The sequence below is a fragment of the Pseudomonas sp. TNT2022 ID642 genome (assembly GCF_028656995.1).
GTDB lineage: Bacteria > Pseudomonadota > Gammaproteobacteria > Pseudomonadales > Pseudomonadaceae > Aquipseudomonas.
Genome location: NZ_JAMDGW010000015.1, coordinates 107,603 through 123,386 on the forward strand (window position 1 = coordinate 107,603; position 15,784 = coordinate 123,386).

At 58.6% G+C, this 15,784-nt stretch carries 13 protein-coding genes; 5 read left to right on the plus strand and 8 right to left on the minus strand.

The annotated features are described in order from the left end of the window. Position 1: 1 nt before the first annotated feature. From M5G26_RS15660 to M5G26_RS15670, 3 genes are all read right to left on the minus strand, one after another. Positions 2–241 carry a PilZ domain-containing protein gene (locus M5G26_RS15660; RefSeq protein WP_273915893.1) on the minus strand — a complete coding sequence of 80 codons (240 nt, stop codon included), beginning with the start codon at positions 239–241 and terminating at the stop codon, positions 2–4. A 73-nt stretch (positions 242–314) separates the two neighbouring features. Then, positions 315–1,202: a lysophospholipid acyltransferase gene (locus M5G26_RS15665; RefSeq protein WP_273915894.1), complete on the minus strand. Its 888-nt coding sequence runs from the start codon at positions 1,200–1,202 to the stop codon at positions 315–317. Between the two features lie 40 nt (positions 1,203–1,242). Then, the gene (locus M5G26_RS15670; protein ID WP_102902532.1) at positions 1,243–1,800 is read right to left on the minus strand and encodes a DNA-3-methyladenine glycosylase I; all 558 of its coding nucleotides are present in this window, start codon (positions 1,798–1,800) and stop codon (positions 1,243–1,245) included. Between the two features lie 81 nt (positions 1,801–1,881). Here M5G26_RS15670 and glyQ point away from each other — a divergent pair, with 81 nt between their 5' ends. The 4 genes from glyQ (at position 1,882) to M5G26_RS15690 (ending at position 6,293) form a co-directional block, all read left to right on the plus strand. Further along, positions 1,882–2,835: a glycine--tRNA ligase subunit alpha gene (gene glyQ, locus M5G26_RS15675; RefSeq protein WP_025112261.1), complete on the plus strand. Its 954-nt coding sequence runs from the start codon at positions 1,882–1,884 to the stop codon at positions 2,833–2,835. Next, on the plus strand, positions 2,832–4,886 hold the full coding sequence (gene glyS / locus M5G26_RS15680) for a glycine--tRNA ligase subunit beta (RefSeq protein WP_134176507.1): 2,055 nt from the start codon (positions 2,832–2,834) through the stop codon (positions 4,884–4,886). The genes glyQ and glyS overlap by 4 nt, the downstream gene beginning before the upstream one ends. A 4-nt stretch (positions 4,887–4,890) precedes the next feature. Next, positions 4,891–5,430, plus strand: coding sequence for a D-glycero-beta-D-manno-heptose 1,7-bisphosphate 7-phosphatase (gene gmhB, locus M5G26_RS15685; RefSeq protein ID WP_273915895.1), 540 nt, complete (start codon positions 4,891–4,893; stop codon positions 5,428–5,430). 83 nt (positions 5,431–5,513) lie between these two features. Then, positions 5,514–6,293 (plus strand): lysophospholipid acyltransferase family protein, encoded by a 780-nt coding sequence (locus tag M5G26_RS15690; RefSeq protein WP_122596849.1) that lies wholly within the window; start codon positions 5,514–5,516, stop codon positions 6,291–6,293. A 168-nt stretch (positions 6,294–6,461) separates the two neighbouring features. Here the strand turns inward: M5G26_RS15690 and M5G26_RS15695 are convergent, their stop codons facing one another. Continuing rightward, positions 6,462–7,994 (minus strand): sensor histidine kinase, encoded by a 1,533-nt coding sequence (locus tag M5G26_RS15695; protein ID WP_273915896.1) that lies wholly within the window; start codon positions 7,992–7,994, stop codon positions 6,462–6,464. A gap of 168 nt (positions 7,995–8,162) precedes the next feature. Between M5G26_RS15695 and M5G26_RS15700 the strand changes: the two genes are divergently transcribed. Then, a complete protein-coding gene (locus tag M5G26_RS15700) occupies positions 8,163–8,882 on the plus strand; it encodes a response regulator transcription factor (RefSeq protein WP_034152192.1) in 720 nt (239 codons plus the stop codon). 134 nt (positions 8,883–9,016) lie between these two features. Here M5G26_RS15700 and gyrB read toward each other — a convergent pair whose 3' ends face one another. From gyrB to dnaA, 4 genes are read right to left on the minus strand one after another with little or no spacing between them, the layout of a single operon-like run. Next, on the minus strand, positions 9,017–11,434 hold the full coding sequence (gene gyrB, locus M5G26_RS15705; protein WP_007911885.1) for a DNA topoisomerase (ATP-hydrolyzing) subunit B: 2,418 nt from the start codon (positions 11,432–11,434) through the stop codon (positions 9,017–9,019). A 5-nt stretch (positions 11,435–11,439) separates the two neighbouring features. Next, on the minus strand, positions 11,440–12,543 hold the full coding sequence (gene recF, locus M5G26_RS15710) for a DNA replication/repair protein RecF (protein WP_003220208.1): 1,104 nt from the start codon (positions 12,541–12,543) through the stop codon (positions 11,440–11,442). Positions 12,544–12,557: 14 nt separating this feature from the next. Continuing rightward, positions 12,558–13,661 carry a DNA polymerase III subunit beta gene (dnaN, locus tag M5G26_RS15715; RefSeq protein ID WP_007911887.1) on the minus strand — a complete coding sequence of 368 codons (1,104 nt, stop codon included), beginning with the start codon at positions 13,659–13,661 and terminating at the stop codon, positions 12,558–12,560. 39 nt (positions 13,662–13,700) lie between these two features. Then, positions 13,701–15,227, minus strand: coding sequence for a chromosomal replication initiator protein DnaA (dnaA, locus tag M5G26_RS15720; RefSeq protein WP_134176503.1), 1,527 nt, complete (start codon positions 15,225–15,227; stop codon positions 13,701–13,703). Positions 15,228–15,784 lie beyond the last annotated feature (557 nt).

The window sequence follows — 15,784 nt, forward strand, 5'->3', positions numbered from 1 at the left end:
ATCAAAGGTAACGAAGACCGATACCGTCGGCATTCACTGTCACCACTTCCATGCGCACCCGTGGCGCGCCTGTGGGTAACCCCTGCACCTGGCCGTAAACCACTGCACCTTTGGGCAAAGAAGCCAAAACCGGATGCTGCACAAACACACCGGTAGGCGACAGGTTGCGCGTCTGCCCGAGGCATTCGCCAAAGCTGTCGTGGGTGATCTTGATGCGGAAGGATTTGCGGTGTTCGGACATCTTGTTGCGCCCTTTGATGAACGGTTGTGGATAACCTCACCAGAGAAGTTATCCACAGATCATGCCAATGAGCTCAATACCAGCGCTCTTCGCCCGGCGGGCGTTTCTTGAAGCGCTTCATGCTCCACATGTACTGGCTCGGATACGCCGCCACATAACGCTCGACGACTTTACTCATCGCTGCGCAGGATTCGGCGGTATCGGTGCTGTACATGGCTTCCGGCGCGGCTTCGAGGATGACTTTGTAGCCAGAACCGTCGGGCAGGCGCAGCGCGTGGAGGAACACGCCTACGGCTTTGCCACCGGCCAACATGTTCGGTACGAATTTGCTGGTCAGCGCTTGGGTGGCGAAGAACGGCACGAAGATCCCGGCGGATTCGGCCGGTTCCGGGTCAGCGGGAATGCCTACTGCACCACCTTTGCGCACTTCCTTGATGACGCTGAGGATGCCTTCCTTGGTGGAAGCAGCGACCTTGTTGCCCAGTTGCACGCGCTGTTTGCGCAGCAATTCGTCCACAGCCTTGAGCTTCGGCGGCCGGTAGAAAATGATCGGTTTGCACTGGCTGCAATAGAAGTGGTTGAGCACTTCCCAATTGCCCAGGTGGCTGGTGATGCCGACCACGCCTTTGCCCGAGGCCAGTGCATCCTTGAGAACGTCGAGACCTTCGACTTCGCGCACTAGATCAATCGAACGCTGCGCTGGCCAGATCCACGCGCAGGCGCTTTCGGTCAACGACTTGCCGATGTCTTTCAGGCTCTGCCCGACCAGACGCTCACGTTCGGCCGGATCCATCTGTGGAAAACATTTCGCAAGGTTGATCCGCACCACTTCGCGGGAGCGGTTGGGGGTTTTCCACATGATCCAGCCGATCGCCGAACCCACGGCCTGCACGGCCCGCCATGGCAGCAGGGCAAACAGCCGCAGAGCGCCTACCAGCAAGGCGCCTTTAAACTTTTCCACAGGTCACTCCTGATCTTGTGCGGTGCGCGAGGCGGCCATTCTAACCGCCGTTGACGAGCTGCGCGTAGCGGTCGCAGTCCTGAGTGTGGTCCATGACCATGCCCGAGGCCTGCATCAGTGCGTAGCAAATGGTCGGGCCGACGAACGTGAACCCGGCCTTTTTCAAGGCTTTGCTCATCGCCAGCGCTTCGGGGGTGATCGCCGGGACTTCGCTGCGATCCTTGAAATGATTGATGATCGGTTGGTCGTTAACGAACGACCACAGGAACGCCACCGGATCCTCCAGCGCCAGCCAGGCCTGGGCATTACGGCGGGCGGCGTTGAGTTTTAGGCGATTGCGGATGATCCCCGGATCGAGCATCAACTCGTCGATTTCGGCGTCGCTCATCTGCGCCACGCGCTGCACATCGAAGCCGAACAACACCTCGCGATAACGCTCGCGTTTGCGCAGCACGGTGATCCACGACAGCCCGGCCTGGAACCCTTCGAGCAAAAGCAACTCGAACAAACCCTGCGCATCGCGTAGCGGCGTGCCCCACTCCTGGTCGTGATAAGCCATGTACAGCGGATCTTCGGTACACCAAAAGCAGCGTGGCATAAGGCTCCAGGGGGCGTGCGCAGCAATGAATCGGGTATACTCCCGCTCTTTAAATCGCAGCCCAAGAAACAGGTGAATTTCGTGAGCCAGCCTACGCCAGCCGTGCGTACCTTCCAAGACTTGATCCTCGCGCTCCAGCAATACTGGGCCGAGCAAGGTTGCGTGGTACTTCAGCCCTACGATATGGAAGTAGGCGCCGGCACTTTCCACACCGCGACCTTCCTCCGCGCCATCGGCCCGGAAACCTGGAACGCCGCCTACGTACAGCCAAGCCGCCGTCCGACTGACGGCCGTTACGGCGAAAACCCGAACCGTCTGCAGCACTACTATCAGTTCCAGGTCGTCCTGAAGCCGAACCCGGACAACTTCCAGGAACTGTACCTGGGCTCGCTCAAGCATGTCGGCCTGGACCCGCTGGTCCACGACATTCGCTTCGTCGAAGACAACTGGGAATCGCCGACCCTCGGCGCCTGGGGTCTGGGCTGGGAAGTCTGGCTGAACGGTATGGAAGTGACCCAGTTCACTTACTTCCAGCAGGCTGGCGGCATCGAGTGCTACCCGGTGACCGGCGAGATCACTTACGGTCTCGAGCGTCTGGCCATGTATCTGCAAGGCGTGGATTCGGTCTACGACCTGGTCTGGGCTGACGGCCCGATGGGCAAAGTCACCTACGGCGACGTGTTCCACCAGAACGAAGTGGAGCAGTCCACTTACAACTTCGAACACGCCAACGTCGACAAACTGTTCGAACTGTTCGACTTCTATGAAAGCGAAGCCAAGCGCCTGATCGAACTCGACCAGCCGCTGCCGTTGCCGAGCTACGAAATGGTGTTGAAGGCTTCGCACACCTTCAACCTGCTGGATGCGCGCCGGGCGATCTCGGTGACCGCGCGTCAGCAATACATTCTGCGCGTACGCACCCTGGCGCGTTCCGTTGCGCAAGCCTACCTGCTGGCACGCGCCAAGCTGGGCTTCCCGATGGCGACCCCGGACCTGCGTGACGAAGTACTGGCCAAGCTGGAGGCAGCACAATGAGTGCGCAAGATTTTCTGGTTGAACTGGGCACCGAAGAACTCCCGCCAAAAGCCCTGAACACCTTGGCTGAAGCGTTCCTCGCCGGTATCGACAAGGGCCTGCAAGCCGCTGGCCTGAGCTACGAGACTAAAACCGTCTACGCCGCACCGCGTCGTCTGGCTGTGCTGATCACCGCGCTGGCTACCCAGCAACCGGATCGCAGCATCAACCTCGATGGCCCGCCACGTCAGGCGGCATTCGACGCTGACGGCAACCCGACTCAGGCAGCACTGGGCTTTGCCAAGAAGTGCGGCGTTGATCTGAGCGAAATCGACCAGAGCGGTCCGAAACTGCGTTACAGCCAGAGCATCGCCGGCAAGCCGACCGCGAGCCTGCTGCCGACCATCGTCGAAGATTCGCTGAACGACCTGCCGATCCCGAAACGCATGCGTTGGGGTGCGCGCAAGGAAGAGTTCGTGCGTCCGACCCAATGGCTGGTGATGCTGCTCGGTGACCAGGTCATCGACTGCACCATCCTCGCGCAGAAGGCTGGCCGTGACTCCCGTGGTCACCGCTTCCATCACCCGCAAAGCGTGCGCATCGGTTCGCCGTCGAGCTACCTCGCCGACCTGCGTGCCGCTTACGTGCTGGCCGACGCCAACGAGCGTCGCGAAATCATCAGCAAGCGCACCGAAGAACTGGCCACCCGTCAGGAAGGCACGGCAATCGTTCCGCCGGCACTGCTCGACGAAGTGACCGCGCTGGTTGAATGGCCGGTGCCGCTGGTGTGCTCGTTCGAGGAACGCTTCCTCGACGTACCGCAAGAAGCGCTGATCACCACCATGCAGGACAATCAGAAGTACTTCTGCCTGCTGGATGCCGACGGCAAGTTGCTGCCACGCTTCATCACTGTGGCCAACATCGAAAGCAAAGATCCGCAGCAGATCATCGCCGGTAACGAGAAAGTGGTTCGCCCACGTCTGACCGACGCCGAGTTCTTCTTCAAGCAAGACAAGAAGCAGAAGCTCGAAGCTTTCAACGATCGCCTGAAAAACGTGGTGTTCCAGGAAAAACTTGGCAGCGTCTACGACAAAGCCGAACGCGTATCGAAACTGGCTGCGTACATCGCCGCACGCATTGGCGGCAACGCTTCGTGGGCTGCTCGCGCTGGCCTGCTGTCGAAGTGCGACCTGGCCACTGAAATGGTCGGCGAATTCCCGGAGATGCAAGGTGTCGCCGGTTACTACTACGCCCTCAATGACGGCGAGCCGGAAGACGTCGCGCTGGCGCTGAACGAGCAGTACATGCCACGCGGTGCCGGTGCAGAACTGCCAGCCACCCTGACCGGTGCGGCCGTCGCGATCGCTGATAAGCTCGACACCCTGGTCGGTATCTTCGGTATCGGCATGCTGCCAACCGGCAGCAAAGACCCGTATGCCCTGCGCCGTGCGGCACTGGGTGTGCTGCGTATCCTCATCGAGAAAAAACTCGATCTGGACCTGAACGACGCCGTCGCATTCGCGGTGAATGCGTTCGGTGCCAAGGTCAAGGCAGCCGGTCTCAACGAAGCCGTGCTGGAATTCATCTTCGACCGTCTGCGTGCGCGTTACGAAGACGAAGGCGTCGAAGTGGCCACTTACCTGTCGGTACGTGCTCTGAAGCCGGGTTCGGCGCTGGACTTCGACCAACGTGTGCAAGCGGTGCAGGCCTTCCGCAAACTGCCGGAAGCGGCAGCGCTGGCGGCGGTGAACAAGCGTGTATCGAACCTGTTGAGCAAACTCGAAGGCGCGGTACCGACCGAGGTGCAAGCCAAGTACTTCGACAACGCCAACGAGTTCTCGCTGTACTCGGCGATCCAGCAAGCGGATCAAGCGGTGCAACCAATGGCCGCCGCGCGTCAGTACAACGAATCGCTGGCACGCCTGGCAGCATTGCGCGAGCCGGTGGATGCGTTCTTCGACGCGGTGATGGTCAATGCCGACGACGCCAATGTGCGGGCCAACCGTTATGCGCTGCTGGCGCGTCTGCGTGGCCTGTTCCTGGGTGTTGCCGACATTTCGCTGCTGGGTTGAGGGATTGCTGTTGAAACTGCTGATTCTCGATCGGGACGGAGTGATCAATTACGACTCCGACGCTTACATCAAGTCAGTGGCGGAGTGGATTCCGTTGCCCGGCTCGATCGAAGCGATTGCGCAGTTGAGCAAGGCCGGCTGGACGGTGGCGGTCGCCACCAACCAGTCGGGCATTGCTCGCGGCTATTACGACCTCGCCACCCTCGACGCCATGCACGCGCGCCTGCGCGAGCTGGTCGCGGAGCAGGGCGGTGAAGTCGGGCTGATCGTGTATTGCCCGCATGGGCCGGACGAGGGTTGCGAATGCCGCAAGCCGAAACCGGGGATGTTGAAAACCATCGCGGCGCATTACGACGTAGCGTTGACGAATGTCTGGTTCGTCGGCGACAGCCTTGGTGACCTGGAGGCCGCCAAAGCCGTCGATTCACAGCCAGTTTTGGTAAAGACCGGAAAAGGCGCAAAGACTCAGGGCAAAACCCTGCCGGTTGGCACTCTGATTTTTGACGATCTGGCGGCGATTGCCGCAGAACTTATCCACAACTAGAGTACTTCTGAAGTTCCTGACCAGGGATTGATCGGGAGTGCGCTTGAACACTCGGGCATTGCCCCGTAACGGTAAACGTCACTATGTCGATACTGCGGGCCATCAGGATTTTTCTCTTTTACCTGCTGCTGGGCACCACCTCCCTGCTGTGGTGCAGCTTGAGTTTTTTCATCGCGCCGTTTTTGCCATTCAAGGCGCGTTATCGTTTTATCAACGTGTACTGGTGCCGCTGTGCCTTGTGGTTGACCAAGGTGTTTCTCGGTATCCGTTACGAAATCAAAGGCGCGCAAAACGTGCCTGACCGGCCCTGCGTGATTCAGTCGAACCACCAGAGCACCTGGGAGACGTTTTTTCTCTCCGCTTATTTCTCGCCGCTGAGCCAAGTGCTCAAGCGCGAATTGCTTTACGTGCCGTTCTTCGGCTGGGCGATGGCCATGTTGCGGCCGATCGCGATTGACCGCGACAACCCGAAAGCCGCGCTTAAACAAGTGGCGGCCAAAGGTGATGAACTGCTCAAGGACAACGTTTGGGTGCTGATCTTCCCTGAAGGTACTCGCGTTCCCTACGGCACTGTCGGCAAATTCTCCCGCAGTGGCAGCGCTTTGGCGGTGAATGCGGCGCTTCCGGTGCTGCCGATTGCACACAATGCCGGCAAGTTCTGGCCGAAAATCGGCTGGGGCAAAAAGTCCGGAGTGATCACCGTGGTCATCGGTGAGCCGATGTATGCCGAAGGCACTGGCCCTCGCGCCGTCGCTGAGTTGAACGACCGGGTACAAGCCTGGAACGAGAAGACCCAGCGCGAAATGGGCTCACTGCCACCGGCCCCGCAGGCACCGGCCGCAAGTGATCAGATCGCTGTCTGAGATTTTGTGGATAACCTGTGTACGGTTTTGTTGAAAACGCTTGAATATTGAAATTAAGTGATTGATTTACTTATATATTTCTCAAGCTCATAAAACACCGTAAAAGGTGCATAAGTTTTTTTCGGAAGTAAAAAAACCGGCTGATATAGCCGGTTTTTTTGTGCCTGATCATTCGGGGATCAGCGGTAACTCAAGCAGGAACGTGGTGCCTTGATCAACCACGCTGCGGCATTCGATTCTGCCACCATGGTGATCGACCACCGCTTTGACCATCGACAGGCCGAGGCCAACGCCGTCGATGCCTTGTGCCGAAGAAAAACGTCGGTACTGGCTGAACAGGTCAGGCAAGTCTTGTTCGGCGATGCCTTTTCCCTGATCGGTCAGTTCGCAACATAGCCACTCCTCGTGGCAACTGACCCGCAGTTGAATCGTGGTGTCTGCCGGGCTGTACTTGATCGCATTCTCCAGCAGATTGAACAGCGCACGCGTCAGTAATCCCTGATCAGCCATGATCAGGCGCTCTTGGGATTGCTCATCCATGTCGTGCAACAGTTCGATGCGTTTCTGCTGGGCGATGGGCAATGCCTGATCCAGCACGTCCAGCACCAACATCGCGAACAGGCTCGGCTGGAACTGATAGGCCTCGGACTCGGCCCGCGCCAGCAAGACGAAACCATCGGTCAGATCCAGCGCGCGACGCACCTGCCGCTCAATCTGTTCGAACAACGGTGAATCCGCCCCGGCCTGATGGCGGTGAACATCGAGCAGGGCGAGGATTGCCGAATGCGGGGCGCGCAAATCGTGGGAAAGAAAGCGTAGCAATACTCCGCGTTGTTCCTCGGCAGCCCGTTCGGCGCTGAGATCGGTGAGGCTGAGCAGCCAACCGATCGGCGTGTCTCCGTCAACCGGCAGCAGGGCGGCACGCTCCAGACGCAGGCTGCGCTCCTTGAGATCACGAAACTCCAACAGCGGTATGGCCGACAGTGACGGGCGCAGCTCTGTGGACAACTCCGGGTAACCGAGGTTGGCCAGTTGATCGAGGACGTCATCCCCCACCAGGTTGTGATCGAATAGCTGGCGAGCCTTGCGATTGCCCAGCAGGATCTGACCTTTGGGATCGCTGATCAGCGTAGCGACGGGCAAGTACTCCAGACCGTCCGCAATAAAGCGCCGGGTATCACGGGTGCGGCTCATGGCCTGTTCCAGTGCCATGATCTGGCCCTGCAGGCGATCAGCGCCGGTGAATCGCGCGCGACGGCGTTCGGGAAACACTTTCGGCTCACTGTCCAGGCGGGCCAGTTCCCAGCCGAAATACGTCAGCACCACACTCAGACGCCGCCAGTTCCAGATCAGATAACCGAACAACATGCCCAGCACCGCCGGTGTCGGCGACCACCAGCGGCGCATTTCGGCCAGTCCGGCACTGACCAGCAGCACGCACGCCATGCCGATCAACGTTAACCAGAGTGCCCATCGCGGTCGCCAGAGCAGCAAGCCAAGCACGCAGGCCACCAACCCTACCGATAACAACGCCCCAGCAACGGGAGACACATCGTGCAAGTTGACCTGCGCGCGATACGACAACAGCGCAGTCACCGGCAATAGCACTAGACTTATCCACAACCATTCACGCACCAACTGTCGAAACAGTCGCTGCACTTGGCTCGGCTCTCGGCTTTCACGCCGACGATGATTGTTCATAGGGAAAAAGGGCAGGGCAGGGTGAATGGTTTCATGGGCCACAGGTCTGAGACGTAGACCCGAAGAATCATAGCGGACGTCGTCCAACGGCGGCCGCTTACTTTCAAGGCGATGACCAAGCGACTATGGTTGACGCCCAACTGTTCAAGCAACAAGGAACCATCGCGTATGCGCGTTGCGATACTGGACGACGAACCCGCCGAACTGCGCCGGGTCGAGCAAACCCTGCAGCAAATGGCCGATGCCGGCGAACAGCCGTGGTCACTGCACAGCTTCGAGCGTGGTGAAGACCTGCTGCGACAGCTACGCCGGGAAACCTTCGACCTGCTGATCCTCGACTGGCAATTGCCCGACCTCACTGGTCTGGCCCTGCTACGCTGGACCCGCGAACACATGGAAGCGCCTCCGGCGGCGATCATGCTGACCAGTCGCGATGGCGAGAGCGATATCGTTCAGGCATTGAATGCCGGGGCTGATGATTATGTGAGTAAGCCGTTTCGGCCGAATGAGTTGAAGGCGCGGGTGGCTGCGGTGTTGCGTCGGCATAGCCAGCAACGTGCGGCGGCGACGGAAGTGCTGAGTTTTAATGACCTGACGTTTGATGACGCCGAACTGACCGTTACTCGCGAGGGAAAGCCGATTGTCATGACCGAACGCGAGTATCGACTGGCTCGGTGTCTGTTCAGCAATCTCGGCCGGCCGTTGTCGCGGGATTATCTGTATGAGCGGTTTTGGCCGCATGAGGAGATGGCGTCGTCGCGACCATTGGATACACATATCTATCGGCTGCGTAACAAGCTGGGGCTGACTGCGGATCGGGGTTGGCAGTTGTTGACGATTTATGGGTATGGGTATCGGTTGGAGAGTGTGTCTGCAGCCTCTGAATAAAAGATCAAAAGATCGCAGCCTGCGGCAGCTCCTACATCGATCTCTGTAGGAGCTGCCGCAGGCTGCGATCTTTTGATCTGCCAATAAAAAGGCCAACGCAATGCGTTGGCCTTTTTGTTTGACGCAAACCGGGATCAGAAATCCAGGTTCGAAACCGCCAGCGCATTGCTCTCGATGAAGTCACGGCGAGGTTCGACCGCATCACCCATAAGGGTGTTGAAGATCTGGTCCGCGCCAATGGCGTCTTCGATGGTGACTTTCAGCATACGGCGCACGCTTGGGTCCATGGTGGTTTCCCAGAGCTGATCCGGGTTCATTTCGCCCAGACCTTTGTATCGCTGGATGGTGTGGCGCTTGGTGCTTTCCGCCATCAGCCAGTCCAGTGCTTCCTTGAACTCGGTGACCGCTTTTTTGCGCTCGCCACGCTGGATGTACGCGCCTTCGTCGAGCAGGGTGCTCAGTTGAGCGCCGAGGGTCACGACGGTTTTGTAGTCGTTGCTGCCGAAGAAGTCGCGGTTGAAGGTGACGTAGTTCGACAGGCCGTGGGAGATCAGTTCGACCTCTGGCAGCCAGACGCCACGTTCACGATCTTCACGCAGGCTGGCCTTGTAGACCAGACCGGATTTTTCCACGGTGCGCAGACGTGCTTCGTACTGGGCCAGCCACTCTTGCATCGCTGCATGGTCGCCGAGCTTTTCCAGGCTCACGGCCGGCAGGTAGATGAAGTGCTCGGTCAGTTCCTGCGGGTACAGGCGCGACAGACGCTTGAGAGTCTTCATCACCATGCGGAAGTCGTTAACCAGACGTTCCAGCGCTTCACCGGAAATGCCCGGGGCTTCTTCGTTCAGGTGCAGGCTCGCATCTTCCAGGGCCGACTGCGTCATGTACTCTTCCATGGCGTCGTCGTCTTTGATGTATTGCTCTTGCTTGCCTTTCTTGACCTTGTACAGCGGCGGCTGGGCGATGTAGATGTAGCCGCGCTCGATCAGCTCCGGCAACTGACGGAAGAAGAAGGTCAGCAACAGGGTACGGATGTGCGAACCGTCGACGTCAGCATCGGTCATGATGATGATGTTGTGATAACGCAGCTTGTCGATGTTGTACTCATCGCGACCGATGCCGCAGCCCAGCGCGGTGATCAAGGTGCCCACTTCCTGGGAAGAGATCATCTTGTCGAAGCGAGCTTTCTCGACGTTGAGGATCTTGCCCTTCAACGGCAGGATGGCCTGGGTCTTGCGGTTACGTCCCTGCTTGGCAGAGCCGCCCGCGGAGTCACCTTCCACCAGGTACAGTTCGGACAGCGCCGGGTCTTTTTCCTGGCAGTCAGCGAGCTTGCCTGGCAGGCCGGCGATGTCCAGCGCGCCTTTGCGGCGGGTCATCTCACGGGCCTTGCGCGCGGCTTCACGGGCACGGGCGGCGTCGATCATCTTGCCGACAACCAGCTTGGCTTCGTTCGGGTTTTCCAGGAGGAAGTCGGAGAAGTACTTGCCCATCTCCTGCTCGACCGCGGTCTTCACTTCGGAAGACACCAGCTTGTCTTTGGTCTGCGAGCTGAACTTCGGATCCGGCACTTTCACCGAAATGATCGCGGTCAGGCCTTCACGGGCATCGTCACCGGTGGTGGCGACTTTGTGCTTCTTCGCCAGACCTTCCTGCTCGATGTAGTTGTTCAGGTTACGCGTCAGTGCCGAACGGAAGCCCACCAGGTGAGTACCGCCGTCGCGCTGCGGAATGTTGTTGGTGAAGCACAACAGGTTCTCGTTGAAGCTGTCGTTCCACTGCAGGGCGATTTCCACGCCGATGCCGTCTTCACGCTGGATGTTGAAGTGGAACACCTGGTTGACCGCAGTCTTGTTGGTGTTCAGGTATTCAACGAACGCACGCAGGCCGCCTTCGTACTTGAACAGTTCTTCCTTGCCGCTGCGCTCATCCTTGAGGACGATGCCGACACCGGAGTTGAGGAAGGACAGTTCACGAATGCGCTTGGCCAGGATGTCCCAGCTGAAGTGAATGTTCTTGAAGGTTTCGCTGGAAGCCTTGAAGTGGATCTGGGTACCAGTGGTTTCGCTGTCGCCAACGATGGCCATCGGTGCCTGAGGTACGCCGTGGACGTAGGTCTGTTCCCAGATCTTGCCGCTGCGGCGAACGGTCAGTACCAATTCTTCGGACAGTGCGTTCACTACCGACACACCTACACCGTGCAGACCGCCGGATACTTTGTAGGAGTTGTCGTCGAACTTACCACCAGCGTGGAGGACGGTCATGATGACCTCGGCGGCGGAAACGCCTTCCTCTTTGTGCACGTCTACCGGGATGCCACGACCGTTGTCTTTAACGGTGATGGATTCGTCCGGGTGGATGATGATGCTGATGTCGTCGCAGTGGCCGGCGAGGGCTTCGTCGATCGAGTTGTCGACCACCTCGAACACCATGTGGTGCAGACCGCTGCCATCGTCGGTGTCACCAATGTACATACCGGGACGTTTGCGTACGGCATCCAGGCCTTTCAGCACTTTAATGCTCGTTGAGTCGTACGTATTTTCTTCGCTCAATGCCTTCACTCCCGATGGTCGTGGGTCTGGGTGATACGGCCCTGTTCCACGTGGAACAGAGCGACTGGCGTTTCCGTCTGCCAGCCTTCCCTCAATAATTCGTGATCTACACAGGTGATGAACACCTGGCAGCGTAAGTCTTCCAGCAAGCGGCACAACGCGCGACGGTGGCTCTCGTCCAGCTCGGACGGCAAGTCATCCACCAGATAAATACACTGACCGCGGCGGGCCTGGCTGACCAGGTGCCCTTGGGCAATCCGCAATGCACAGACCACCAACTTCTGCTGACCCCGGGACAAAATGTCCGCGGCATTGTGTGCGCCCAATCTAAGACGCAAATCAGCCCGTTGCGGCCCGGCCTGGGTATGACCCATTTGCTGGTCCCGTTGCACGGAACCGGCCAGTACGGCGCTCAATTCCCGGTCTTTGTCCCAGCCTCGGTAATAGCTGAGCGTCAAACCTTCGAGCTCAACCAGTTCGCTCAAGGTTTGTTCAAAGACTGGTTTCAAGGCTTTGATGTAAGCGCGGCGGTATTCATCGATTTCAGCGCTGGCCTGGCACAGTTCCCTGTCCCAAACCGCTTGCGAAACGGCGTCAAGTGTACCATGCCGCAGCCATGAGTTTCTCTGGCGCAAGGCCTTCTGCAAACGCTGCCAGGTGGCCATGAAGCGCGGTTCGACGTGGAACACGCCCCAGTCGAGAAACTGCCGACGAATCTTTGGTGCACCTTCGAGCAGACGGAAGCTGTCGGGGTTGATCAACTGCAGCGGCAGGATCTCCGCCAGTTGCGCAGCGCTGCGGGCGTTCTGGCCATCAATGCGAATCTGGAACTCGCCCTGACGATCGCGCGAGATGCCCAAAGCGCTATGCCCACCCTCGGCCAGTTCGACCTGACCGAACACGGTACAGGCGAGCTGCTCATACTGGATGACCGGCAAAAGCCGCGTGCTACGAAACGAACGGGCAAGCCCCAGCAGATGAATGGCTTCCAGAACACTGGTTTTGCCGCTGCCGTTGGCGCCGTAAAGAATGTTGATGCGGGGGGAGGGGGAGAAGGTCACCGGGTGCAAATTGCGCACCGCGGTGACCGAAACACGACTTAAGGACATCCAGGATCAGCTGATTACAGACGCATCGGCATGACAACGTAAGCCGAATCGTCGTTGTCAGACTCTTGCACCAGCGCACTGCTGTTGGAGTCGGACAGGATCAGACGAACCTGCTCGGTGGTCATCACGCCCAGCACGTCGAGCAAGTAGCTCACGTTGAAGCCGATTTCCAGGGAGCCGCCGTTGTATTCAACGCCCACTTCTTCTTCCGCTTCTTCCTGCTCCGGGTTGTTGGCCTGGATCTTCAACTGACCGCTGGCCAGTTGCAGACGGATACCACGGTACTTCTCGTTGGACAGAATCGCGGTACGGCTGAACGCTTCACGCAGGGCCTGGCGATCGCCGAGTACCAGCTTGTCACCGCCCTTCGGCAGCACGCGCTCGTAGTCCGGGAATTTGCCGTCAACCAGTTTCGAGGTGAAGGTGAATTCGCCGGTGGTGGCGCGGATGTGATGCTGGCCCAACACGATGCTGACATTGCCGTCCGGCTCGGTGAGCAGACGCGCCAGTTCGAGAATACCTTTGCGCGGCACGATCACCTGATGGCGATCCGGCTGGCCGATATCGGCTTTCATCGAGCACATGGCCAGACGGTGACCGTCGGTGGCCACGGCGCGGATGATGCCTTCGGACACTTCCAGCAGCATGCCATTGAGGTAGTAACGCACGTCCTGTTGAGCCATGGCGAAGCTGGTGCGTTCGATCAGGCGACGCAGTTTGCTTTGCTCGAGGCTGCAGGTCAGCGAGCCAGGGCCTTCTTCAACAGTCGGGAAATCGTTAGCCGGCAGAGTCGACAGGGTGAAGCGGCTACGGCCGGCCTTCACCACCAGCTTCTGCTCGTCGACCTTGATGTCGATCAGCGCATCGTTGGGCAAGCTTTTGCAGATATCCATCAGCTTGCGCGCAGGCACAGTGATGGAACCTGTTTCCGCCGGCTCCTCAAGTTGCACACGACCGACCAACTCGACTTCCAGGTCGGTACCGGTCAGCGACAGTTGCTGGCCTTCGACTACCAACAGCACGTTGGACAGTACCGGCAAGGTCTGTCGACGCTCGACGACGCCTGCGACCAGTTGCAGGGGTTTCAACAGGGCTTCGCGTTGAATGGTGAAATGCATGGTCTAGTCCCTTGCCTTAATAAGCTGCGCTGGTGTTCATCAAGTGGTCAGTGTACGCAGCAGGTTCTTGTAGTCCTCGCGGATGTCCGCGTCGGATTCCTTAAGTTCGTTGATCTTGCGGCAGGCGTGCAACACGGTGGTGTGGTCACGGCCGCCAAACACATCGCCGATTTCCGGCAGGCTGTGGTTGGTCAGTTCCTTGGACAAAGCCATGGCCACCTGACGCGGACGCGCTACCGAGCGCGAACGGCGCTTGGACAACAAGTCCGAGATCTTGATCTTGTAGTACTCGGCGACGGTGCGCTGAATGTTATCCACAGAGACCAGTTTGTCTTGCAGCGCCAACAAGTCTTTCAGGGATTCGCGAATCAGCTCGATGGTGATGTCGCGGCCCATGAAGTGCGAGTGGGCGATCACGCGTTTCAGCGCGCCTTCCAGCTCACGGACATTGGAGCGGATACGCTGGGCAATGAAGAACGCGGCATCGTGCGGCAACTCGACTTTGGCCTGGTCGGCCTTCTTCATCAAGATCGCGACGCGGGTTTCCAGCTCCGGCGGCTCGACGGCAACCGTCAGGCCCCAGCCGAAACGGGATTTGAGGCGCTCTTCAAGGCCTTCGATTTCTTTCGGGTAGCGGTCACTGGTGAGAATGACCTGCTGGCCACCTTCAAGCAGGGCGTTGAAGGTGTGGAAAAACTCTTCCTGCGAACGCTCTTTGCGGGCGAAGAACTGAATGTCGTCGATCAGCAAAGCGTCCACCGAACGGTAGAAACGCTTGAACTCGTTGATCGCGTTCAGTTGCAGCGCCTTGACCATGTCGGCGACGAAACGCTCGGAATGCAGGTACACGACCTTGGCATTCGGGTTCTTCTTTAATAGATGGTTACCCACCGCGTGCATCAAGTGGGTTTTACCCAGGCCGACGCCACCATAAAGGAACAGTGGGTTGTAGCCGTGCTTGGGGTTGTCCGCCACTTGCCAGGCCGCCGCGCGGGCGAGCTGGTTGGATTTACCTTCGACGAAGTTTTCGAAGGTAAAGGTGCGGTTCAGGTAGCTGGTGTGCTTGAGCGCGCCTTCGACCTGCACGGTGCGCTGTTCGGCGCGAACCGGCGCCTGTTGCGAAGCCGCGCCGGACATCGGATCGAAACTGTCGCGAGAAGGTTCATCGCTGACTTCGGGGCTTTTTTGCGTCGAGCGCTTGGCCGCCGGTGCTGGCGTCTGCGTGGTTGCCGGCGCGCTGACAGGCGCGGCATTTGCCTGGGCCTGGGAAACCTGCGCGGCGGCGAGCGGAGCATTCGGCGCCGCCCGCGGAGCCGAACTGCGCTTGCTACCTATTAATAAGGAGAGCGCCGGCGCCATGCCATTGCCATGCTCATCCAGCAGTTCAAGGACGCGGCCCAGGTACTTTTCGTTGACCCAGTCCAGCACAAAACGGTTCGGTGCGTAGACGCGCAACTCGTCGCCTTCGGCTTCGACCTGTAGTGGACGGATCCAGGTGTTGAATTGTTGGGCAGGCAGCTCCTCGCGCAAAAGCTCCACGCACTGCTGCCAAAGTTCCACTGACACGGATATCCCCTAAGTTGAAAGCCGGTGAGGCAAAAACAAGCGGCCATTGTAGCGGCGAGCGGTCCACTTATCCACATGCAGGTTGCCCGGTGACCATGATTTATCAATGTGTTAACCGATGAAAAAGCGACCAACGGTGTGTGAATAAGCTCTGTGGATAACCGCCTCTAAGGGCACTGGACAACTGGGGGTTGAACTCGGTGGATAACCCGCCTGTGGATAACAGCCCATTCCACACACAGGTTATCCGACAGTGCAGCACAGGCTGAACACGGTTTTCCAGCGTAGTTGTCATTCTCTGTACATCACGTGAAATGTGGGCTCATGGCACTTATCCACAGAAGATGGCTGGCCTAGCTTTTATAAGCTTTACAAAAAAGCTTTAAATAAGTCCCTTCTTTATTTTTATGTTTGGCAGACAGGCTTTCAGCCACAGAGGCCCCCGAGATCTATTTATAAGGAAACGCTGGTTGGAAATTGACCTGAAGGCTTGCTTTCTCTAGAATCCCCGGTCTCTTAAAACGGGGGCCATTCCGGCCCGTTGTGGACGAACCAGG